Origin of the sequence: Dyella sp. (genome assembly GCF_035503745.1) — a bacterium.
Taxonomy (GTDB): Bacteria; Pseudomonadota; Gammaproteobacteria; order Xanthomonadales; family Rhodanobacteraceae; genus Dyella_B.
This window is the reverse complement of the sequence record NZ_DATJTC010000042.1, coordinates 135,428-155,567: the sequence shown is the minus strand read 5'-3', so window position 1 is coordinate 155,567 and position 20,140 is coordinate 135,428. Positions and strand designations below refer to the sequence as shown.

23 protein-coding genes and 1 other RNA gene are annotated in these 20,140 nt (G+C 52.4%); 9 read left to right on the top strand and 15 right to left on the bottom strand.

Annotation, left to right across the window (positions count from 1 at the left end; translation table 11 throughout):
* Nucleotides 1–1,467: AAA family ATPase (locus VME63_RS16375; RefSeq protein ID WP_325434424.1), on the bottom strand; the 1,467-nt coding region annotated here is incomplete at its 3' end.
* Nucleotides 1,468–1,809: 342 nt separating this feature from the next.
* Between VME63_RS16375 and VME63_RS16370 the strand changes: the two genes are divergently transcribed.
* The 3 genes from VME63_RS16370 (at nucleotide 1,810) to VME63_RS16360 (ending at nucleotide 4,985) form a co-directional block, all read left to right on the top strand.
* Nucleotides 1,810–2,328, top strand: a complete 519-nt coding sequence (locus tag VME63_RS16370) for a hypothetical protein (protein WP_325434423.1) — start codon at nucleotides 1,810–1,812, stop codon at nucleotides 2,326–2,328.
* Nucleotides 2,329–2,690: 362 nt separating this feature from the next.
* Nucleotides 2,691–4,343 (top strand): MobA/MobL family protein, encoded by a 1,653-nt coding sequence (locus tag VME63_RS16365; RefSeq protein WP_325434422.1) that lies wholly within the window; start codon nucleotides 2,691–2,693, stop codon nucleotides 4,341–4,343.
* A 30-nt stretch (nucleotides 4,344–4,373) separates the two neighbouring features.
* Entirely contained in the window at nucleotides 4,374–4,985 is a 612-nt protein-coding gene (locus VME63_RS16360) for a plasmid pRiA4b ORF-3 family protein (protein WP_325434421.1), read from the top strand.
* Nucleotides 4,986–5,022: 37 nt separating this feature from the next.
* Here the strand turns inward: VME63_RS16360 and VME63_RS16355 are convergent, their stop codons facing one another.
* Together VME63_RS16355 and VME63_RS16350 are read right to left on the bottom strand one after the other, a co-directional pair.
* On the bottom strand, nucleotides 5,023–5,343 hold the full coding sequence (locus VME63_RS16355) for a hypothetical protein (RefSeq protein WP_325434420.1): 321 nt from the start codon (nucleotides 5,341–5,343) through the stop codon (nucleotides 5,023–5,025).
* Between the two features lie 15 nt (nucleotides 5,344–5,358).
* A complete protein-coding gene (locus VME63_RS16350) occupies nucleotides 5,359–5,985 on the bottom strand; it encodes a hypothetical protein (RefSeq protein WP_325434419.1) in 627 nt (208 codons plus the stop codon).
* A 58-nt stretch (nucleotides 5,986–6,043) separates the two neighbouring features.
* Here VME63_RS16350 and VME63_RS16345 point away from each other — a divergent pair, with 58 nt between their 5' ends.
* Nucleotides 6,044–6,403, top strand: coding sequence for a helix-turn-helix transcriptional regulator (locus tag VME63_RS16345; protein ID WP_325434418.1), 360 nt, complete (start codon nucleotides 6,044–6,046; stop codon nucleotides 6,401–6,403).
* A 35-nt stretch (nucleotides 6,404–6,438) separates the two neighbouring features.
* On the opposite strand, the gene VME63_RS16340 is transcribed toward VME63_RS16345, so the two are convergent.
* The 5 genes from VME63_RS16340 to VME63_RS16320 are packed head-to-tail and all read right to left on the bottom strand — an operon-like array spanning nucleotide 6,439 to nucleotide 9,777.
* Complete coding sequence (locus VME63_RS16340; RefSeq protein ID WP_325434417.1) at nucleotides 6,439–7,146, bottom strand: hypothetical protein; 708 nt, start codon at nucleotides 7,144–7,146, stop codon at nucleotides 6,439–6,441.
* 4 nt (nucleotides 7,147–7,150) lie between these two features.
* Nucleotides 7,151–7,771 carry a hypothetical protein gene (locus VME63_RS16335; RefSeq protein ID WP_325434416.1) on the bottom strand — a complete coding sequence of 207 codons (621 nt, stop codon included), beginning with the start codon at nucleotides 7,769–7,771 and terminating at the stop codon, nucleotides 7,151–7,153.
* A 51-nt stretch (nucleotides 7,772–7,822) separates the two neighbouring features.
* Nucleotides 7,823–8,380 carry a hypothetical protein gene (locus VME63_RS16330; RefSeq protein ID WP_325434415.1) on the bottom strand — a complete coding sequence of 186 codons (558 nt, stop codon included), beginning with the start codon at nucleotides 8,378–8,380 and terminating at the stop codon, nucleotides 7,823–7,825.
* Nucleotides 8,381–8,405: 25 nt separating this feature from the next.
* Nucleotides 8,406–9,164: a site-specific integrase gene (locus VME63_RS16325; protein ID WP_325434414.1), complete on the bottom strand. Its 759-nt coding sequence runs from the start codon at nucleotides 9,162–9,164 to the stop codon at nucleotides 8,406–8,408.
* A complete protein-coding gene (locus VME63_RS16320) occupies nucleotides 9,157–9,777 on the bottom strand; it encodes a hypothetical protein (RefSeq protein WP_325434413.1) in 621 nt (206 codons plus the stop codon). The genes VME63_RS16325 and VME63_RS16320 overlap by 8 nt, the downstream gene beginning before the upstream one ends.
* A gap of 624 nt (nucleotides 9,778–10,401) precedes the next feature.
* Between VME63_RS16320 and VME63_RS16315 the strand changes: the two genes are divergently transcribed.
* Nucleotides 10,402–11,220: a hypothetical protein gene (locus VME63_RS16315; RefSeq protein ID WP_325434412.1), complete on the top strand. Its 819-nt coding sequence runs from the start codon at nucleotides 10,402–10,404 to the stop codon at nucleotides 11,218–11,220.
* Nucleotides 11,221–11,391: 171 nt separating this feature from the next.
* Here VME63_RS16315 and VME63_RS16310 read toward each other — a convergent pair whose 3' ends face one another.
* The 5 genes from VME63_RS16310 to smpB form a co-directional block, all read right to left on the bottom strand.
* The gene (locus VME63_RS16310; RefSeq protein ID WP_325434411.1) at nucleotides 11,392–12,504 is read right to left on the bottom strand and encodes a DUF3800 domain-containing protein; all 1,113 of its coding nucleotides are present in this window, start codon (nucleotides 12,502–12,504) and stop codon (nucleotides 11,392–11,394) included.
* 58 nt (nucleotides 12,505–12,562) lie between these two features.
* Complete coding sequence (locus tag VME63_RS16305; protein WP_325434410.1) at nucleotides 12,563–13,141, bottom strand: hypothetical protein; 579 nt, start codon at nucleotides 13,139–13,141, stop codon at nucleotides 12,563–12,565.
* A gap of 10 nt (nucleotides 13,142–13,151) precedes the next feature.
* A complete protein-coding gene (locus VME63_RS16300; protein ID WP_325434409.1) occupies nucleotides 13,152–14,642 on the bottom strand; it encodes a site-specific integrase in 1,491 nt (496 codons plus the stop codon).
* Between the two features lie 80 nt (nucleotides 14,643–14,722).
* Nucleotides 14,723–15,074: a transfer-messenger RNA gene (gene ssrA, locus VME63_RS16295) on the bottom strand.
* Between the two features lie 95 nt (nucleotides 15,075–15,169).
* A complete protein-coding gene (smpB, locus tag VME63_RS16290) occupies nucleotides 15,170–15,664 on the bottom strand; it encodes an SsrA-binding protein SmpB (protein ID WP_325434408.1) in 495 nt (164 codons plus the stop codon).
* Nucleotides 15,665–15,742: 78 nt separating this feature from the next.
* Here smpB and VME63_RS16285 point away from each other — a divergent pair, with 78 nt between their 5' ends.
* Together VME63_RS16285 and VME63_RS16280 are read left to right on the top strand one after the other, a co-directional pair.
* Nucleotides 15,743–16,174: a type II toxin-antitoxin system RatA family toxin gene (locus VME63_RS16285; RefSeq protein WP_325434407.1), complete on the top strand. Its 432-nt coding sequence runs from the start codon at nucleotides 15,743–15,745 to the stop codon at nucleotides 16,172–16,174.
* The gene (locus tag VME63_RS16280; protein WP_325434406.1) at nucleotides 16,167–16,439 is read left to right on the top strand and encodes an RnfH family protein; all 273 of its coding nucleotides are present in this window, start codon (nucleotides 16,167–16,169) and stop codon (nucleotides 16,437–16,439) included. Before VME63_RS16285 ends, VME63_RS16280 begins: the two co-directional genes overlap by 8 nt.
* A gap of 45 nt (nucleotides 16,440–16,484) precedes the next feature.
* On the opposite strand, the gene VME63_RS16275 is transcribed toward VME63_RS16280, so the two are convergent.
* Nucleotides 16,485–16,967, bottom strand: a complete 483-nt coding sequence (locus VME63_RS16275; RefSeq protein WP_325434405.1) for an outer membrane protein assembly factor BamE — start codon at nucleotides 16,965–16,967, stop codon at nucleotides 16,485–16,487.
* An 81-nt stretch (nucleotides 16,968–17,048) separates the two neighbouring features.
* On the opposite strand from VME63_RS16275, the gene fur reads away from it, so the two are divergent.
* A complete protein-coding gene (gene fur / locus VME63_RS16270; protein ID WP_325434404.1) occupies nucleotides 17,049–17,462 on the top strand; it encodes a ferric iron uptake transcriptional regulator in 414 nt (137 codons plus the stop codon).
* Nucleotides 17,463–17,810: 348 nt separating this feature from the next.
* Here the strand turns inward: fur and VME63_RS16265 are convergent, their stop codons facing one another.
* Entirely contained in the window at nucleotides 17,811–19,418 is a 1,608-nt protein-coding gene (locus VME63_RS16265; protein ID WP_325434403.1) for an MASE1 domain-containing sensor histidine kinase, read from the bottom strand.
* A 43-nt stretch (nucleotides 19,419–19,461) separates the two neighbouring features.
* Here VME63_RS16265 and VME63_RS16260 point away from each other — a divergent pair, with 43 nt between their 5' ends.
* Nucleotides 19,462–20,097 (top strand): response regulator transcription factor, encoded by a 636-nt coding sequence (locus tag VME63_RS16260; protein WP_325434402.1) that lies wholly within the window; start codon nucleotides 19,462–19,464, stop codon nucleotides 20,095–20,097.
* Nucleotides 20,098–20,140 lie beyond the last annotated feature (43 nt).

Genomic DNA, 20,140 nt, shown 5'->3' with positions numbered 1-20,140 from the left:
AAGCTTTTGCTCTTCCATTAGTCGGTTTTTATAATCAGATATTTCCTGATGAAGGGCTATAAATTCAGCTTGCTTGATGCCGTCATTTATGGTTTCGAAATCGCCTTGACGTGCCTTCTCCAAAGTGTCACGGATGGTAGTGTAGATGGAGGATGCAAGTTGGCCGCCGACTGTAAACATTGCAGACCAGTCTTCCTCTGAAGGAAGTACTGGAAGCGTCTTGATGAGGTCGGTGTATTCTGCTTCCGCAGTCTTCGCATCACTCTCCACCTTGCCTTTTACAAAGCTTTCGAAGGTGGCGAGTCTGCTTTCAGCGTCTTTGCTGATGTTGGTTTGGCAAAGAGGGCAGGGGTTGCCTTCGTTCGGTGGAAATGGCAATGGGCTCGGGGTAAGTGTTGTGGAATATGTCCGGGCGGCTTCCCACATTGCTTTCCAGGTTGTGCTTCCAATGCCTTCAAGGCTTGAGCCTGTCAGTGTTGTTTTGGCTAAGTCGTTGGCTGCTTTACGAGCATCAAGTGATTTCTTCTTGCTGTCCGATAACTTTTCTATGGATGCTTTTGATAGAGATTCCTCAAAGGACTTCAACTTTGAGGTTGTGTTATCAATTGCTTTGATTGAAGAAGTGATTTGAGTGAGCCGAGTGGATGGGTCTGTCGTTTTGACCGTATCCTGTAAAAGCTTCCGCCTATCGTCGTGGTCTTTCTTCTTTGCAATTCTTTTCTTAACAAGTTCGGGCGTGTCAGCAGCCTTTAACGCGCCTGGTATAGATGCATATTGGCTTTGTGACAAATTGGTGGGAATGGATGGGAGTTTGCTGAAAAGCTTACTTTGTCGTTCTTGTAGTTCATCTCGAACTTGGTCACAAACGTCTGAAAGCGCACTGAGGAATCGAAGCCTTCTTGGCTCATAAGTGGCTTCTTCCTTGTCTACCAAGTAACTTTTTGCAACAACACTATCGTAGACGTGTATTTGCTTTAGCTTTGCCAAAGGTCCAGATGTGGCCTGCCATGTCTGGGTGGATGGGCTGCCATTTTCAGATATCTCGAATGTGGCTTGCTGGTCTACAACTGTCTTCGAGTAGACATTCGTAAGGATAGGTGCGTTTTTTCTAGACCCCGTTGCTAGCTTAAGAAGCCGAGCGAAACCCGATTTGCCAGAGCCATTGGGTCCGTAAACGATGGTGATGTCGGCATCTTCAAAATCCAACTTTGCCGATGGGTCCAGTGCGTTGATGCCTTGCAAATCGTGGATACAAAGTAGGCGTAGAACTTTGCCTGTCTGAGCTGCTGAAAATGTTCCTGGCGGTACTTGTTTTAGCTGGATAACCTTTTTCTGTTCTTCTTCTACGCATAGGTCTGCTAGCGCCTTGACGGCGGTGGCGTCTGGCTTTCCTTTTTCTAAGAGATTGGCCGCAGCCGTCTGAAGCCAACCGTCACGGCTAGCCATCCATTGGTCAAAAGTGTCCATCGTTGGTCCCCTGTATTTCCCCTATACAGGATGTTGCCCGTGGAAGGGCTACTCTTCAAGACGCAGTTATGTCAAGGAAATTCGTCACATTGTCTTCACGCCCTTAAATGCTTTCCTATCAATGAGAGCCCTAGAAGGGCTTGGACAGTGACAATCTGGGAACCGGGCAGTGTATGGCCGAAACGCGCACAGGGGGCTGTCAGCGTGGTTGTGGTTAGGGGTAAATCAACTCAGGCATGCCGAAACCTTGACAGGCACATCAAGGAGGGTTTCTTCATGAACTCTGTAGAGCCTTGGATAGGTTTGCGGTAAGCGCTACTTCCAATTGAGGTTCGTAAGTACATGAACACACAAGTCAATGCCATGAAATCAATTTTCACGAATAAGATAGTTGTTTGGGTTCTTGCGGCTTCTTTAATTTTTCTTTTTATGACGTTGGCGGGATGCATCCTGACTTTCAGCAGAGATATAGCGCTTGATTACGCTTGCATTGTTTTAGGATTTGCTTCTGGAATAGTGGCGTTGGCACCAATTTTCTTCCCAAAGCTTAAAGGAATTTTGTGCGTAATTTCGGCACTTTTCCTGGTGGGAGCAGCACTTTGTTTTTTGGATAAGTACAAAGAATATCCTCTTCCATTTGTTCTTGGATTCCTTTCTTTAAGCGTTTTGATGTTGGCAACGTTGATATATGTATCCGTTAAGAGACGCGGAGTCATTGGCATGGGATATGACGCGCATTTCACTTTGATAATTTTTGTTGAAATTTTAATGGTCACATATGCAATATTTTTTGCCGCAAAAAATACTGATTGTCTTCTGATGAACAAGGTGACGTTGTGTAAGATTTGGTATTGGTGGTGAAGGTTATTTTTCAAAGAATAGTAAATACACAGATAAAAATATAATCATTGATGAGAATGTCAATATTATAACAAGTGGTATTATTTGCGAATTGTTTTTAGTTTTTATATTGTTCATATGATTTGAATTTTTAATTATAAAGTTACTTGCAAAATCTTTTGAATTAAGAGCGCGTCTATGTGTTGTACCAACACCCCGCGTAAAGTCAAGCTACCAGAGAAACATCTCTTCAAAGCGTCTTAGCCAACCTATATGTGAGGTTAGCTTTATTATGTAAAGTATCCTTGACATATATGGATTATCTGCTTTGATGCAGGAGTGGTCATGGAAGACCTATTCCTATCTCTCATGGAGGACACCATATGCATCTGCACGCACGCCCCCACTTGGAAGTCCACACGCGCTCTAAAAGCCACTCTGCTGTGGCTGGTGCTGCATACCGTTTAGGTCTTCGCCTCTATGATGAAAAAGCCAAGGTTTGGCATGACTTCAGGAAGAGAGAGTTGGGCGAAGAAATTGTTCGCGCCTTGACCATTGCACCCCCGAATTCCCCGCCTTGGGCAACCGACCCCGAGCAACTCTGGAACCGGGTTGAATTGGCTGAAAAGCGGAAAGATGCGCAGGTAGCCCGCGATTACCGCATCCCTATCCCGTTTTGCCTGTCCGATGACCAAGCCGGTGACCTGGCCGAAGAGATGGCCCGCTTTATATCCAGTGAGTTGAATACGCCTGTTTCCTTGGGCCTGCATAGAGATGCAGACCGTGATGCGCTTGGAAACCTCAAGCCATCGGACAAGCAGGGCTTCCACGCGCACTTGTATTTTCCAACCCGTGGCCTTGCAGAAGTAGGGAAGGGAGACGATGGCGAGACAGGTGAAGGGACAGGCTTCGGGCCAAAGCTTCACGAGTTTTCCAAGATGCACCTCGGCGCTGCGTTCATTGAACTGCTGAACTGCCGTTGGTCCGAACTCGCTAATGACTATGCTCGGAAGGTTGGTTCGGATGTCAAATACGAGTTCAAGAGTTACAAGCGCCTCGGCTTGAACCTGACGCCTCAACCAACTCTCGGGCAGTCCGCATCTGCTATGGAACGGAAAGGCATCTATACGAACCGGGGCGATAGCCTTCGGGAGGCGTTGGCCGTGGCCCAGGTCTACCAGAATGCCCATGTGGGCGCATTGGATACGCAACACGCTCAGGCCTTGGCCGATGTGCGGCGTGAGGCTGGGAAGCCCTTACAGGCCCATACACGGGCATTGAAGAAATCTACTTCCTTGTTCGGGTCTAAGACACCTAAGACGATGTCACCTGCGTTGATTCAACGCCAAGGTTCCTTGGCCTATCGCCTTCGGCAAACTGCCCAGACACCTCAAAGCAAAGAAGAGGCTGAAGAACTCGAACGTTCTTTGGTGCTGATTGATGCACTAGACAAGGCGTTTGCCACGTACCATGAATTACAGAAAGAAATGGATGAGTTGTTTAAAATCATCGAAGCCACTCGGGCGGCATCACTGGACAACCAATTTCAGGCAGACCAAAGCCGACACTTGCGCAAACTGGCGCAAATCAAACTCAGCCGGTGGGAACAGGAGAACCGTTGGCGTATCAAGATGTTCGCCACCATGGGAGGAAAGCCCATGGAAGCGCACGAAAAGCTAAGGTCCAAAGTCCATCTTCACGACAACCATGTGCAGGAATTGAAAAAGACCATTTCAAATCAAGGCGTGGAAGTGAGAGAGATGGAGAAGGACATCGGTGCCTTGAAAGCTGAACAGGTTGAAGCGTTGTCCTTGATTCGAAATTCTGTCGTCAAATTGGATGAAGAAAAGTCTTCCTTGATGGTGGACTTGCTCAACGCATTGCCAGATTCCGATAGGGAGCTGCTTCGCAAAGAACTGCCAACCCTGTTCCAAAGTGAAAAGAGCAAGGAAGATGGGGCGGTGGATGATTTTCCGACGCAAGGTTCAGCTCATCATCCCGAGCCTACACGTCACAAAGATGCTTTAAAATGGTGAGCTTTCAAGCATGGTCAGGCAGGTTCGAAGATGACGTTGGACCTCCAAACCCAAGTCTTTCGCCTTCGCATCGAACTGGACAGAACTGAGCCCTTGGTTTGGCGACGGATTGAAATTCCCACATCTGCAACCTTCTGGGATTTGCATGTGGCCACCCAGGATGCTTTTGGTTGGCTTGATTGCCATTCGCACGAGTTTCTGGTGGGTGAAGGGGTAGGGCAGATTGCTATTGGTCTTCCCCATGAGTTCCAAGAAAAACTCCTGGTCTCTAGTTGGCTGGTGCCGATTTCCAAGTATTTCAACCACGTTCGAACCCTGACATATGTCTACGACTTGGGCGATGACTGGCGTCACATCATCCACTTGGAAGAAGTCATGGAAGGGGATGGTGGCAACTATCCCCGCTGTTTGGCTGGCGAAAATGCAGCACCCCCGGAAGACTGTGGGGGTGTGTATGGTTTTCAGGAACTCAAAGAGGCTTTAGCCAAGCCTAGAAGTGCACGGTATCGGGAAATGAAGGAATGGTTGTCTGGACGACAAGACCATTCCTACTGGCCTTATGACCCGTATGCGTTTGACGCTTCTAATGTCCAGTTCACCAATGCGAAGTTACGACTTAAGCGGTACTTGAAAAATGCTTGATGGAAGGCAGAGCCATCGTAAGACCGCATAGGTGCATTCAATCCGACCGGCTCCATTGTCCATCTGGGCCGCGTTGCAGTGTGATGGGATTGAGGTTGGTGTCTTTCGCACCACCAAACCGCACATAGCAGATGAAAAAGACAGCATTGCTAACGGGTGGGTCATTGTCTTTCTCGCAATGGTCAACAATGGCTTCTGGAGGAAGAGGGAGTGCCGACTCACCATTGTTTTGTCGGTACACAACCCATTCTTTGTAAGCCTTGAGAACATCGCTGTCGCTTGGACCGGATGAGCCGCATCCGGTCAGAATCACGCTGATGCAAAAGAGCAACGTCATTTTAAAAGAAAATTTCTTCATCGCACGCTCCCTGCGTTAGAAGCCCAACTTTCGGCTGACTGCCTTCATCAGGCCATGCACAGTGGTCTCATCCAGGCCGCTGGCCAGCATGTACCCACGCCCTGCACTTTGGGCTTCTAAAATGAAAGAGCGGTCGGCAAACCAACCATTGCGCCTGTCCCTTGCTTCTGCCCCTTTTGCTCCAACCGTTCCAAAGCCATACGCAAGGCTTGAGGTGTGCGCGAGTGTTTGACGTATGACCAAGCGGTCAATGTTGGATGCTTGCAACATCGTCATCGAACCGTGGGTGTTCGGAGCCGGTGGAATGTTTAGCGTGGTATCCGACACATAAAACCGGCACGGACGAACTCCATCCCGACGCTCCCTATGCAGAATACGAAGGCACAACCAAGCCACCCCAGCAGCCATGAGGGTGGTGACCAGGGCAGGGGCGTAGTTCCCCAATGTCAGTAGGACGTAGTCCAACAGCAAAATTGGGAATGCAAAGCCAACGATGATGAGTGTTGCATCGAAGGTGAAGATGGGTTTCGTGGCGGGATAGGTCTGGAAGCACAGTTGACCATCGGATTGTTCTTCCACCTGGTAATGGCTGGCGGAGTCCTGGGCTTGGCCGGGTGCCGGGTAAGTGGCTGTCACGTTCATAGGTGTCCTGTTCCTTGATGACGTGGACCAAAAATACCATATGTACTTGTACAAATAGATGGGGTATCTCATGTTCTTGTTTAGCGTCGCTTCAGACCATCGAGCGAGCTGCACATCCATGCCCAAGGGCAAGAGCATTCATGAGGCTGAATACCCTGATTTTCTTAAGCTTTTGGTTGAGGCCAGAAAGTCCAGGGGCTTAACCCAGGTCCAATTGGCAGCCAAGTCGGGGCTATCTCAGCAATACATCTCAGCCGTTGAGCGGGGAGGAATTAGGCTGGACACCTTGCAGCTCCGTAGATGGTTGCATGCGTGTGGAGCGGACCCTGTAGCGTTCCAGGCAGAGTTGGAACGACGCCTACCGCCTCTTGGGGAAAAGGTGAAAGAAAAGAAAGCTCCACGGGCCAAGAAGAGCTGAGGGGAGTGGGAACGATGGACATGCTTCCAGTAGGTTCAGTCCCACTTGATGCTGTTCATCTTTTCGCTGATATGTAACGTAAATTCGTTCATGCATTGAAGAACGTGGTCAAGATACCCACGCTCAATGCATATATGTGAAATTTGATAGTGTCTGTAGATGCAAATCAATGAAAGGTCGCTCCTTGATTTTATGTAATCGTTGATTTTGTCATCCTGGGCAATCTTGCCATTAGCATGGGCAATACAGTTACGGAGCCTTGCTACCTTGGACAATTCTCCCCACGAACGATGTTGCCTTATGCCGTCTAAGCCAACGACTTTTTCAAGGTACGCTACAGAGCGTTCTATACCTTTGTGGTTTAGGTCGGCAAGGTCAACGCGATACTTCTTAAATTTTTGAGCGTTGTAGCAGAGAAGGTCGAGTTCATTCTCAAGAGAACCGTACATCATCAATAACGCTGAACTCCTCCTCATGGACGGGTAGTGTTTTAGGAATAACGTATCCAAGTCCCAAGACATTTCATCTAGACCTTTGTAGAAACGGATGACTTCGGGCATGCGTTCATCATCAAGGTCAAGAGTTTCCGTCTCAAATTCCGCGTTTTTAAATTCAGAAATAGAGTTGTCTATATCGGTTTCAATGCCAGCTACGAAAGCCCGTAGCAAATCTAGTGAGGGGCTGGCATGAAACTGATGCCATTGATAAAAAAAATGGAAAAAGTAATTCCGATTGTTGTACATATCCCTATTTCCCCATTTTGATGCCTGTTTCAAGTGAGGCTATGGCAAGTGCATGAGCTTTTGCGTGCTCCGCTCGTCTACGGTCAATCTCTTCTAACTGTGTCTGCATATAAGAAACGGGGCTGTGCCCGCCTCCTTGTCTTGATGGGAGGCGCACATGAGCACGAAGTTGCGCAGATAGCTTAGAAGCTCGTAGACCTAGAAGAGCATATTGATACTGACGTTCTTCAAAGAATTCTTCATAGTCGGGAGGGCTGCTAACAAATTCTAAAGCACCGTCAATTTGTGTCCTGGCTGATTCAATTTCGAGCGGGAAACTTAGTAAGTCATTCATCAGATTTGCTGGCAAAGCCTTCCATTCAACTTGAATCGATAGAGGGTCGAAAGTAGGTGGGACTGTATGAGTCTCCCTCTCCCCTTGGCTGTTTAGCTGGCCATGGTAAAGACCATCATCTGCTACGACTTCAGCACATCCCACTACAAATCTTTCCAGCATAGACGTAATAAGAATCGCTAAATATTCGGCATTTTTCTCCTTCTCTTTAGCCTTGAACCACCATTCCTTGATGATGGTCAGGAAGGCACCTACTACTACGCCAATCAGACCGAAGATTGCGGTTTCCATTGCTCCACCTGTTTGATATTTTGGCTGGCACTGCTAATCATCAAGAGTCAGTCAGTAGTCGTGCAATGCCTCGTCTTCCAACTTGTCCAAAGTACGTAGAATCTCGCCGATTCTCTCGTTGAGTTCTTGCATATACTTGAACATCTCATTTATGCAGGCGTCTGACTCCGCTTCACTCTTGCAATGGACGTGGCGCGAACATGCTCTGGAAAATTTCTCAGCGACTGCTCTGATGTAGTTGTCACTGACTCTAACGCGTAAAATATTGATACTGGTGTGGCCCTCAAGGGAACCCGTGTCCGCTTCTTCACTGACTAAGTTTTTCCCCCATTCTCCCGTTTGTCGAAATGCCATGGTGTCTTCATGGCTTGCCTTACCTGTGGCACGGGCCAATTTCTGCATGGCATTTTGCAAGTCAAGCAGGGTGGAACGTTGAAATTCCACCCTGCGTAACTGGACTGCATCCAGGCGTTGTTCGCGTCGAGCTTCCTTTTCAGCTTTTGTTTTTCGAGCGTCGGAAAGACGGTCTCCGAATCCCTTCGCAACAGCGCCTAGGATGAGGGTTATCACTGGAAACCACGTTTCTGGCTTGACGCCTAAAATATCCATGTGCTCCCCTTAAGCAGTAATGACGCTACTTTGAACTTCGCTCTTCTCGGGTTTCCACCGCCCGAGCCATGGTCAAGTATGTACGGAATTGTCCCGACTTGTACTTGGACATGGTGAGCTCTGGAAATTTGATTTTAGCCAGGTCTTCGGCTTGCTCAGATGGCGTGGCATCGTGAGCGTAACAGCGTCTGAGCTGGGAGACGCCGGGGAGGTGGCCTAGCATGATGGAAATACAAGAATCTGGCAGCCACGACCTCACTCCAAAGGTTGCAAAGGTGTGCCTAAAACTGTGGAAGGTCTGGCGCTTTTCCTTGATGGCGCAGATGCTCCGCAAGTAAGTCCGGTTGAACCATGCACTCACTTGATGTCCAGGACCATTGTCGCCCCATTTCAAGCCAGGGAATAAGTGGGCGGAGCCCGTGGCTTTGACCTCTTTGAGGTATTTTAAAAAGCCGAGCTTCACCAACGCGGGGTGCAAGGGGAGGAAGCGTTTTGAGTTGCTATTTTTCAGCTTCTGCCCTGGACGGTCGGATGAAACATTGATGCCCATCACTTTTCCTTCTGCCCGGATGTCATCGACGTATAGCTGTGAAATTTCATTGATGCGCATGCCTTGGTAGTAGGCAATGCGAGGCACCCAGAACTTGTGGGGCTCATTCAAATGTTTGTCGTTGGCAGGGGAAAAGATAAGTTGCAGGTCTTTCGTCGTAAAGGGGATGCGTGGCTTTGGTCTGCCGGAAGAGAATTTGAAAAGACGAAGCTTTTCTAGTGGATTCTCAGGCATGCTCTTTACGTTCTACACACCATTTGAAGAACGCCTTCAGGCGGTCAATGTGCTTCTGTTGTGTTTGGATGGAAATCCGCCCATGAGTGACGTCTTCGGCTTTTTCGACCACAGCAATGGTGTGCATGCCACGGTATGCTTTCTTCTTGGGTCCATTGGACGGGAGAACCGATAAGGCGTGCAGGAAAGTATCAATGTCTCTGAAGGTGATGTTGCGAAGAGGCTTGTCACCAATCAGTTCCTTGAAAATTTTGGTCGTGTATGTCGTCTGGCCATAGGTTGTACGTGAGTATTTCTTTTGCTTTAAGTGACGAAGATAAGGAACCAGTTCTTCGCTAAAAAGTGGCCCTTCCGGCTCTTTGCTTGAAGGCAATTCGACGTCTTTTTCTTCTTTGATTTTAGGGGTTGCAGAAACTTTGACGGGCGGCGTAGGTCGTTGTGCTGGTGCATTCGATTGTTTGTAAAGGTCTAAAGCCTGCATTGCACGAGCATGGTCTTCTGGGTCGGTTGAAGAGATGCGGAAACTGCCTGTTGGACTCACTTCGATGTCATAGCGACAAGAACGCTGAGCACTGGTTAAAACATGATTTAAGGATGGAATTTGTAGATTCATAAGAATTTTCCCTTGTTCCCAGCCGTTTGGACGATTCCAAATTTTCGATGCCTTGGTTGGCACGCTGGGGTGCGCATCCAACCGGTGATCACGGAATGCGCAAGGGGAGGCGAGACCAACAGGCCTCTAAGACGGACGGATATCGCTGATTTACAGTGGAAAACAGGACTAAGACGGGAAGCAGGAATACACGGTGTCGGGGTGTCGAAAGCACCCGAATGCAAATCGAAGCCTGAAAATGAAGTTGTATCAAGCAGTTATGGCCACGCGAGTTTGATCGCTAGAGCTGGATGTAACCATTTGGGGAAATTTGGTCACACCGCACCACGCCGCCATTTGGGCGTGATCTTCTGTTTGATCTTGCAATGATCTAACTATTATATCCCCTACAATCTTGAACTAAGACACTGTTTCATAAGAAAAACATGCTCTGCATGTTTACGAAAATGCCCAACCAAATTTGGCTGGAAGTCCAAGGTGCGGTTGTTCTGACTGGTCTTAGTTTCTGAGACTGTGCCGAGGCACCTTTGGCAAGACAATGCATTCAGCAATTCGTGCCTCAGCAACGGAGATTCGCTGTTGTTGCATGCGAAAAGTCAGCCTGAAAAGAGAGGGAGAAACTCGATGCTCTATATCAAAGAAATAGTTCGGTATCTCGGAAGTTGCAGGCCATACGTGGAAGTAGAAGAGCCTTCAGAGAGAAGGAAGAAGGCTGAAGCATTGGAAAGAAGACTTCGCAACGTTGCGATAGGGTTTGGGATTCCAGTTCCAATCTTGGCGTTGCTCCACTGGGCAAAACTACTACCACCAGCAGTAGCCCTTCTGGCTCAATTGCTGGGCTTGGCATGCATCTTATTTTGGGCGGCAAGCGCGTTGATTTTTCCTGTTTCAATGTTGCGCCGGGTGAAATCATGGAATGATGATTTGACAGACTATGACGTTGAGGTGGAGGGCTACATGATGTCTTTAGCCAAGCCACTCTGCGCATGTACTACTGAACAGCTCAAATATATAGATGCAAGACTGGCTGAGCGCTATGAGAGCATCAGTGGTCGAATGTCTATGGTGTTTGGAGAGGGGGTAGTGAAAGCCGGCGTACTGGCTGTTTTGCTCGATGCGATTGACAAATTGGGAAAAATTCCCGACCAAGTCAACAAGATTGGTTTCCAGGTAAGACCTGGATTCCTCATTACGCTCGGCGTTTACTTTTTTCTCTTCTTCATTGTGGTTCCCTTTTGCTTAAAGCTATTTGCCTCTCGATATCCGTTTCAGCGCCGAATTGTCAAGATTGCTCTTGACCTTAAGGCAATTGGAAATATTGAGGATGATGGGAACTTTCATCCACCAAGTATCCCTGTTTCGACATACTCGGAGCCGCGCAAGACTCAAGGTAAAGTTGTATTGGACGTGGATGGCGTAGTGTCCGAGGAGATTTCGGGTTGATTCGCTAGGCTATGTATTACTAACGAGAAAATTTATTTGGAGGCTGGGAAAGGTCTGTTGCTGGTCGCTGATGACCACTCACGAGATGGCATTGTTCGCATTCTGCTCAGGTTGAACCTGATGCGCAGTTACCTATGCTGGGTCTCTTTTGTGGTTAAGTTTTGACGCCACCTAAACCCGGTCAATGACGGTCATGTCTCCACCTTGCTCATAACGCTGTTGCTCTCCCTCTCCGCCAAATCTGGCGAGGAATGCCGCTGCAAATCTATCTTTTGCATGGGTGCCATTCTGGGCGACATTTAAAGTTCTATTGAGGCTTCCGATAAATAAGTCGGCCAACTGAATGGGGATGAGAGTCTTTGAATCAATGGCGTAGACGAGCGATACGTGAAGTTGATTGTTGAACTGTGCTTTAGAAACATTTTTCAAGGTGAGCTCAAGGTTTGCAACAGAGAGTTTGTCGCGGGCTTCTTCTTCAGCATCCTTGAAGATACTTATGGAGCGGGGAAGTGGGGCTCGACCACTTTCATGTTCATGACGGACGCCACGTACAATAAGGTGCAGCAGCAAGTCATCGAGGACTCTGGGTATGTCACCATGTCCTCTTCGTTCTATTGTGATTGCTCGGAAGCTAATGGTTGCCGCAAAAGTGTCAAGGATGTTGATAACCTCCATGTACCGGTCAATGTTTCGGTCATTGATTTTTGTGAAATGAAGTTCTTCCTTGAAGCCGGTTCTCTCGCGCCACTCGTTTAGTGCGTCGTCCACATTGTGGACGTCATCACCGATGAGAAACCAAACGCTACCAACAATGAGGAAGTTTTCAGTTTTACCACTTTCATCCGAGTAAACGGTCAAAGTTTGAATTGGTGGAGGGTTATCAATCTGGCGTTCCCTTTCTTCTCCTTCTTTGATTACCCTCCGCTTGCGAACACCTTCAGAGGCTTGGAACAGATGGTATTCGTTCTGAATTTTGGCTCGTGCCCTTGCGATGTCCGTCAAGCGAGTGAGCTTATAGAGATTCTCCAAGGTCACTGTGTTGGGGCCAGACAGAAGCTCTCGATTGAAGGTTCGCCAATATTGAACCTGAAGAGTTACATCGGAGTCTCTGGCCGAAGGGTAACGATTGAGAACCCATGCAACTTTGGTTTGCAAGTGGTTGGTATCACCCGCTGCAAATTTTTCCAGAAATTTCGCTTTTTCTTTTGCAAGTTTTTCTTCCTTGGATAATTCCTGCTTCTTTTCAGGGTTTTCATTGACACCATCTAAATCGTGGTTGCTCATATGCCCCCCATTTGGGTAGTCAGGCGCTTCCCTCGATGCTCAAAGCTTTCAGTTCACATTACGGGTTGAGTGGATAGAGGCGAAATATCCGCTTTCTTGGGTCGGTAGCGAAAGATGTCAGATTGTCCTCTGTAGAGAGGATGCGGGGTATAGGATGGACTTCTTTCGCACCTACCTGCCTTAGATAGTAGATGAGGAGGGTAAATAGCCCGGCGATGGAACGAAATGTGTTCTTGAGGTTTGCTTCTTTGAAGTGGTCGCCCCTGTCGTGTTTGATGGCGTTATGACTGTTCCACCAATCAGGTGCCTTGCCCTGGCCCCAGTTTTCCCAAGGCGTTACATCCATTCCAAATCTGTCCATGAAGATCTTGTGCCGGGGAATGTCTGGGTACGTATGAAGCAATGCGCTCATGTGTTCATGAATATTCGCGGTTGAATTACCCATGTTTTTTGTAATCGCTTTGGCGACAACATCGACCTCTGAGCATGCTGCAAGAATAAGTCTTGCGAACTCAATGGAGTAGGTCTCATTGTTGTCTTTATGGAATTGGATGTATCTGGATATGTGTAGAAAGTCTTCTTCCAGAGACAGAAAATAATTCCAATGCGTATCGACTTCTACTTGATTGATGCCCATTGAAGTTTCCTCATTTTTTGTTTCTTTTAGCTCTATCTTCCACCGCTTTCACCCGTTTGAAGTAGGGCTCAAAGAATCCTTTCTTCATCATTTTGATGTCTAAGTCAGGAAACCGAATTTTTGCCATGTCTTCCATCCGCTCTTTCAGGGTCGAGGGTTGGATGTAGTGGCGCCTTAAAATGGACGTACCTGTACTGTGGCCTGTCAGGCGGGCAATCCTTGAATCCGATAGGTCGGACCTTTCTGCCAAAGATGCAAAAACGTGGCGAAAACTGTGGAAGGTTTTGGTGGGGTCAAAGATTTCGCAGGTATTACGAAGGTAGGTTCGATTGAACCAATCCCCAATTCCATCTCCTGGTCCATGCACACCCCATGGAAGGCCAGGAAACACCAAGTCGAAACCTGCCGTTTTCACTTCATGGACGTATTCCACGAAGCCGAGTTTTAGAAGTGAAGGGTGGAGGGGAAGAAAGCGTTTGGAGCTTTTGTTTTTGACTTGATGGCGGATGTGCAGGCCCCAGATGCCGTCAATTTTTTCCAAATCCGCAACACGGAGTTGCCCCAACTCATTGACCCGCGCGCCTGTGTAAAGTCCAAGGATTGGTGACCAATACTTATGCGGTTGCGCGTTGATGTGATGTTGTGGGTCAAAGATGACTTGTAAATCTTCTTCAGAAAACGGTTGGCGGGTTTCTTGTTCGTCTTGTTGTTTGGATGTGACACGCAGGCCCGTACAGGGGTTGTGAATCAGTAGCCGTCTTTCAACACAGTTGTTGAAGAAAACGCGGAGCCGGTCGAGGTGTTTTTCTTTGGTGCGGGCTGCCAATCTTGGGTCATCTCGCGTCTTTGATTTTTCCACCACTTGTTTGGGCGAGAGGTCTTGATAGGCTTTCTTTTTGGAGGCGTTGGAAGGCCAGTGGGCCAAGGCGTCCATGAAGGTGTCGAGGTCTGCGTGTGAGACTTCACTCAGGTCTTTGTCTCCAACCAATCCCAGGAAAAGTCGGAGCGAGAAAGCAGTATCGAAGTGATTGGTCTCACTCCGTTCTTGCACTTTCATTTGGGCTAAGAATTTTTCGATGCGCTCGGACAGCAATCCAACTTTGGGATTGGCGGGTGCCATCGATGGAGCAGGGGAGAACGCACCTGCTTTTTCCAAATCTGTGATGGTTTCTCGAACACGCTGATGTTCGGCTTCACTCCCGTCCGTGCGGATTTTTGTTCCGTTGGGGAGTTCGATGTCGTAAACCTTGCCATCCTTCACCCCATCTAGCGCGATGTCTAGAAGCCCCTTTGCGTCTGTCACGTCCTCTCTCCTGAGTCGTTCGAACACGCGGCTCAAAGCATAGCCCAGCGCAGCGGCGACCAATCGAGCGGCATCGGCCCGTTGGCCGCGCAGGCTTCGAATGAGGTATCGGCAGCCAACACGCTTTTGTAAATCGACGGGCACGAAAAAGCGGACATAAAGCCCGCTTGGTCGGTTGAGCAGAAGAGGTTTCGGCAATTTGATACCTCGCGTGATACCCAGAGGGTCAGGCGAGGCATCAAATTTTCTCTTTAAAATTAAAGAGTTTGCCGATTGTATGGTGGAGGTGGCGGGAGTCGAACCCGCGTCCGAAGGCGCTTGACGCCCGGTACTACATGCTTAGCTCACTGTTGGATCTCGTCCCGCGACAGCACAGAGTGCGAAGCGCATCGAAGGACCAGCCTGCTTGATTTAACCCTTGCCGACAGGCGGCAGCTTCGGGCGATCCTGTGATAATGACCCTACATCCACGAGCACAGGCACAAGTGGGTTCGGGGCTAGGCCTTAAGCGGCCAGAGCGTAGTTGTCGTCGTTGGCAACTATAAGTTTGCGGCTGGATTAACGAGGAAAGCTGCCCCCTCGGCATGCACCAAGCTATCTCACTACCCCCGTCGAAGCCAGGACACCCCCGGGGAAAAGATGGCTTAAGTCTTACAGTATATATGTTGTCCGCTGCCTGGGATATCAAGCGTGCAGGGTGTTGAGGTGGCTTTCAACCTTCTTTCTTAGGCGCTGCGGTTATGCGCGCGCATGGTGCGCTGTTTTTCGCGCTGCCAGTCGCGTTCTTTTTCGCTGGTGCGTTTGTCGTGTTCCTGCTTGCCGCGCGCCAGGCCGATTTCCACTTTGACCTTGTTGCCTTTCCAGTACATGGCGATGGGTACGAGGGTGTAGCCTTTGCGCTCGACGGCACCGATCAGCTGGTCGATTTCCTGTTTGTGCAGCAGCAGTTTGCGGGTGCGGCGGTCCACCGCCACCACGTGGGTGGAGGCGCTGATCAGGGGCGGGATGGAGGTGCCGACCAGGAAGATTTCCCCCTTCAGCACCACGGCATAGCCGTCGCCGAAGTTGATGCGGCCCGCACGCAGCGCCTTTACCTCCCAGCCTTGCAGGGCCACCCCCGCCTCGTAGCGCTGGTCGATGTGATATTCATGCCGGGCGCGCTTGTTGAGTGCGATGGTGCCGCCGGCATGCTTTTTTTCTTTGTCCTTCGTCTTTGCCATGTCCGTTAAACTTTACGCTTGTAGCCCTAGCCGGCTTGACCGCCTGGGCCAGACTTGAGCCATGTGAATGAGGCTGCCGTGATCGAAATCCGCCGCAGCGCCCTGGTGAAATACTCGCCGGCGCAAATGTTCGACCTGGTCAATGACGTCGAAGCATACCCAAAGCGCTTTAACTGGTGTGCCAGCGCCGAGGTGATCGAGCGCGGGGAAAATGTGCTGGTGGCGCGGCTGGATCTCAAGTTTGCCGGCTTCCACCATAGCTTTACCACACGCAATACCGTCGATCGTCCTCGCCGCCTGCAGGTGAGCCTGGTGAACGGGCCATTCAAGAGCCTGGATGGTTTTTGGGATTTCATCGCGCTCGGCACGGACGGTTGCAAGGTCGCCCTGGAGCTGGATTTCGATTATGCCGGACGCCTCGGCGGCGCGGCGCTGAAACTGGGCTTCCAGGGGCTGGCCAACCGCATGGTCGACGATTTCTGCCGCGAGGCGGAACGGATCTATGGCTGACATTACCGTGGAGGTGGTTTGCGCCACCCCGGGACGACAGTTGTTGCGCCAGGTCACCTTGCCGGCCGGCAGCCGGGTGGCCGAGGCGGTGGAGCGATCGGGCATCCTTAAGGAGATGCCCGAGGTGGTCTATGACCGTGCGCGGCTGGGCATTTTCTCCCGCCGCGTGGAACCGGATGAGGTATTGCGCGATGGCGACCGGGTGGAAATCTATCGGCCGCTGACCCTGGACCCGAAGGACGCGCGCCGCCGTCGCGCTGGCTAGACCGGGGCGTTGGCCGCGCCTGGCGGCACGCGTGGCCGGCCGGAATCAGTGGCCGCTGCTGCCGTTGTCGCCGCCGCTGTCGTCGCTGCCGCTATCCCCACCGCTGCTGCTGCCGCTGGTGTCCTTGTCGCCGGAAGTGTCGTTGACGTTGTAGTTGGTCTTGAACTTCTTGCTCTGGTTGACCAGCTTCTGGGCGTCCTGGAAGTACAGGTTGCCCTGGGTGCGCACCAGCACGTCGTTGTTGAAGAACAGGCTCATGGTGTTCACCGTCATCTTGCCGCCGCGATGCGAGTAGGTGGACACGTAATCCCAACGATTCTGGTTAAACGGGGTGGCGACGGACGGGGTGCCCATCAGCACCAGCACCTGACGCTTGGTCAGGCCCGGCTTGAGCTGGTCGGCGAGGTTCTTGTCGATGGTCTTGTCGAACAGATTGCCCTGGGCCACGTCGGGCGTATACACGATATGGCAGCCGGCCAGAGACATGGCCAGCGTGGCGAAGCCCAGCGTGCGAATCAGCTTTTGCATTCGTATTGCGTCCGTCCGGATCGTTAAGAGGTCAAATGATACACTACTGGCTGGATTCCACCGCGTAACGGGAGCTTGCGAATGGAGCAGGAAACTCAAGAACTCCGCAAGGCCGGGTTGAAGGTCACCCATCCCCGCATGCGCATCCTCCAGATCTTCGAGGAAGACGGCGTCCGGCACCTTACCGCCGAGGACGTCTACAAGAAGCTGCTGGCCCATCAGGAAGACATCGGCCTGGCCACGGTGTACCGGGTGTTAACCCAGTTCGAGGCCGCCGGCATCCTCAGCAAGCATAATTTCGAGGGCGGGCAGGCGGTCTACGAACTGGATCGCGGCCAGCACCACGACCACATGATCGATGTGGACAGCGGAAAGGTCATCGAGTTCGTCAGCGAGGAGATCGAGCGCCTGCAGCGCGAGATCGCCGCCAAGCACGGCTACGAGATCCAGGACCACAGCCTGGTGCTGTACGTGCGTCCCAAGCGCGGTAAATAAGCTGCCTTGACACGTTTTTGCCGATGCCCGGCCCGAGCATGGGCGAAGGCATCGCTTGCGCTTGTGCTGGAGGCGGGGCTCGGAAGAGGGGCATAAAAAAAGCCGCGGGAGAACTCCTGTTCACCCTACGGCTTACCGTTGTCTCTTGACCTGCTGTGTACCCGAGTTGCTCGTGATACGTGCGTTTGTCCAGACTCCGGCGGAATGGCGTCCTGCCATTCTTCGGGTCCGCCGTCCCCACGGCCGACCCGTGCTCACCATCTTGCGATGGCGGCTCCCCCACATCGATGCAGCGATCCTAACGAACCCTTTACGAGCCGGGTATTGGAAAATTTCCTAGTTACAGTGTCACAAGTCACTGGTTTCACGACGAGAAATGGTGCTACGCAGCAGAATGCGCAGATGCACGCCCTGACGGTCCGGCCGCAGCCGGAACAGGCCGCCCAGCGAGGTAACCCGGTCACGCATGCCCTGCAAACCGCGGCCCCCGCGGGGTACGCGCTCGGGCAGGCCCACGCCGTTGTCGCGGATATCCATCAGGGCCAGGGCGGAGCCGGCCCGTTCGCCGATGCGCAGGCGCAGCCGGAATTCGCTGGCCTGGGCATGCTTGACCGCGTTGGTGGCGCTTTCCTGGGCCAGGCGGTAGATGGCGGTGCGGATGTCTTCTTCCAGCAGGCGCGGGTCGCCGTGCAGGTCGGTGTGGTAGGCCATGCCGGCGGTGGCCATCAGGTCGCGGATCGGGCCTTCGTCCAAGGCGCGCATCAGGCCGAACTCGTCCAGCACCGCCGGGCGCAGGTCGTCCAGCAGGCGGTGTAGCGCGCGGCGCATGTGGCCGAGGATGCTGTTGATGGAGGTGCCGATGTCTTCCATGCCCGCTTGTTGCAGGCGGCTCTGCGCGAGCTTTACGTGGGTCTGGATGGCGGTGAGGTTCTGGCCCAGTTCGTCGTGCAGTTCGGCGGCAAGGTGGCGGCGCTGGTTTTCTTCCGCCTGCATGTTGCCGCGCGCGGCGTCGCGCAGCTGGCGCGCGAGATGGTCCAGCCGCCGGTTGACGGCTGCTAGGTAGACGTTCTGCTCGGCCACGCGCGCGCTGCTGCGGCGAAGCGCATCGGTGGCCGATCCGAGCATCAAGGCGCCGGTGCCGGCCACGGCGAGGAACATGTGCGAGGTCGCGCCGGGGATGGAATGGGTGAACACCCGATCGACCAGCGCCATGCCTACGCTCGACACCAGCATCGACAGGCTCGCGCCGCGCCAGCCGTGGCGGAAGGCGAAAAACATCACCGGCGCCAGCGACAGGATGCGCGCGAATTCACGCTGCGGCGCGGCCTGTTCGGTAAGCACCAAAAGGATCACCAGTGCCGGCAGCATCACCAGCAACCCGTCCATCAGCAGGTCCGACATTTCCTGCCTGGAAGGACGCGCGCGCCATAGCAGGATGAGCGGCGGCACCAACAGCAGCAGGCCGACGTAGTTGCCCAGCAATTCGTCGCCCAATGCCTGCAGCAAGCCGGCGGGCGGCCATGGGTGGACCAGCGCCATCGCCATGGCGTCGGTGGTGGTGGCGGCCACTACGGTAAAGCCGGCCGACAGCAGCAGGCGCGACACTTCTTCCGGATCGCGCAGGCTTGGCCTCAAGTTGGCCCGGCGCAGCAGCCCCATGCAGATGGCTACCACGATCGGCTGGGGCAGGTCGCCGTAAAGGAACAGGCGCCAGCCCAGCGCATAACCATGCAGGTAATCGATCAAGCCGGTGGCGAGCAGCTCGCCGCCAATCAGCCAGCCCCAGTAGCGGGTCGGCGAGAGCAGCAGCACGCCAAAGCGCAGGCCGAACTGCAAGGTCCAGTCCGGCTGCGAGGTGGGCCACAGCAGTGCCCACAGGATGGCGTAGCCCAGGCCCAGCAGCGGACCGGAAGTAAAGGAGAGGAGGGATTTGAGTCGCATGGACAAATGGTACATGCGGCCCGCTTCCACCCGACGCTCAGGCTGATACAGTGCATGCATGCACAGCATTGTTCTGGTCGACGATCACGCCATTGTTCGCGAGGGGTTCAAGCGGCTCATCGAGCTGGAGCCTGATCTCGAAGTCGTGGCCGAATGCCGCAACGCCGACGACGCGGTCGAGGCGATCAGCCAGCGGCGCCCGGACCTGGTGGCGTTGGATTTGTCGCTCCCCGATGGCAGCGGCCTGCCGCTGATCGAGCATCTGCGCAGCGTGGCCATGGGCACGCGCATCGTGGTACTGAGCATGCACGATGGCGAGCCTTACGTATCGGAAGCCTTGCGGCGCGGTGCCAGCGGCTACGTGACCAAGGGCGCGGCGCCGGAGGAGCTGGTGGCCGGGCTGCGCGCGGTGATGCGTGGCGAGCAGTTTCTTAGCTCGGACCTGCGCCAGCGGCGCGCCGAGCGTCCGAACGATACCCTGGATCCGATCGACCGCCTTACCGCGCGCGAGCACGAGGTGTTTCTGCTGCTGGCCGCGGGGCGCGCGCCCAAGCAGGTGGCGGCGGAACTGGGGATCGGGCAGAAGACGGTTTATATCCACCGCGCCAGTTTGATGGGCAAGCTGGGCGCGGGGTCGGAATTGGACTTGTATCGCATTGCCAGCGAGCGGGGGCTGTTGCCGAATCGGGGGTAAGGACGGGTACGGAACGCGCGCGGTTCATCAGAACCGACCATGC

What these genes read in the sequence shown, in the direction of transcription:
- VME63_RS16370 (WP_325434423.1), top strand. Translation starts at nt 1,810, where the DNA reads ATGAACACACAAGTCAATGCCATGAAATCAATTTTCACGAATAAGATA.
- VME63_RS16365 (WP_325434422.1), top strand. Translation starts at nt 2,691, where the DNA reads ATGCATCTGCACGCACGCCCCCACTTGGAAGTCCACACGCGCTCTAAA.
- VME63_RS16360 (WP_325434421.1), top strand. Translation starts at nt 4,374, where the DNA reads ATGACGTTGGACCTCCAAACCCAAGTCTTTCGCCTTCGCATCGAACTG.
- VME63_RS16355 (WP_325434420.1), bottom strand. Translation starts at nt 5,343, where the DNA reads ATGAAGAAATTTTCTTTTAAAATGACGTTGCTCTTTTGCATCAGCGTG.
- VME63_RS16350 (WP_325434419.1), bottom strand. Translation starts at nt 5,985, where the DNA reads ATGAACGTGACAGCCACTTACCCGGCACCCGGCCAAGCCCAGGACTCC.
- VME63_RS16345 (WP_325434418.1), top strand. Translation starts at nt 6,044, where the DNA reads ATGGGGTATCTCATGTTCTTGTTTAGCGTCGCTTCAGACCATCGAGCG.
- VME63_RS16340 (WP_325434417.1), bottom strand. Translation starts at nt 7,146, where the DNA reads ATGTACAACAATCGGAATTACTTTTTCCATTTTTTTTATCAATGGCAT.
- VME63_RS16335 (WP_325434416.1), bottom strand. Translation starts at nt 7,771, where the DNA reads ATGGAAACCGCAATCTTCGGTCTGATTGGCGTAGTAGTAGGTGCCTTC.
- VME63_RS16330 (WP_325434415.1), bottom strand. Translation starts at nt 8,380, where the DNA reads ATGGATATTTTAGGCGTCAAGCCAGAAACGTGGTTTCCAGTGATAACC.
- VME63_RS16325 (WP_325434414.1), bottom strand. Translation starts at nt 9,164, where the DNA reads ATGCCTGAGAATCCACTAGAAAAGCTTCGTCTTTTCAAATTCTCTTCC.
- VME63_RS16320 (WP_325434413.1), bottom strand. Translation starts at nt 9,777, where the DNA reads ATGAATCTACAAATTCCATCCTTAAATCATGTTTTAACCAGTGCTCAG.
- VME63_RS16315 (WP_325434412.1), top strand. Translation starts at nt 10,402, where the DNA reads ATGCTCTATATCAAAGAAATAGTTCGGTATCTCGGAAGTTGCAGGCCA.
- VME63_RS16310 (WP_325434411.1), bottom strand. Translation starts at nt 12,504, where the DNA reads ATGAGCAACCACGATTTAGATGGTGTCAATGAAAACCCTGAAAAGAAG.
- VME63_RS16305 (WP_325434410.1), bottom strand. Translation starts at nt 13,141, where the DNA reads ATGGGCATCAATCAAGTAGAAGTCGATACGCATTGGAATTATTTTCTG.
- smpB (WP_325434408.1), bottom strand. Translation starts at nt 15,664, where the DNA reads ATGGCAAAGACGAAGGACAAAGAAAAAAAGCATGCCGGCGGCACCATC.
- VME63_RS16280 (WP_325434406.1), top strand. Translation starts at nt 16,167, where the DNA reads ATGGCTGACATTACCGTGGAGGTGGTTTGCGCCACCCCGGGACGACAG.
- VME63_RS16275 (WP_325434405.1), bottom strand. Translation starts at nt 16,967, where the DNA reads ATGCAAAAGCTGATTCGCACGCTGGGCTTCGCCACGCTGGCCATGTCT.
- fur (WP_325434404.1), top strand. Translation starts at nt 17,049, where the DNA reads ATGGAGCAGGAAACTCAAGAACTCCGCAAGGCCGGGTTGAAGGTCACC.
- VME63_RS16265 (WP_325434403.1), bottom strand. Translation starts at nt 19,418, where the DNA reads ATGTACCATTTGTCCATGCGACTCAAATCCCTCCTCTCCTTTACTTCC.
- VME63_RS16260 (WP_325434402.1), top strand. Translation starts at nt 19,462, where the DNA reads ATGCACAGCATTGTTCTGGTCGACGATCACGCCATTGTTCGCGAGGGG.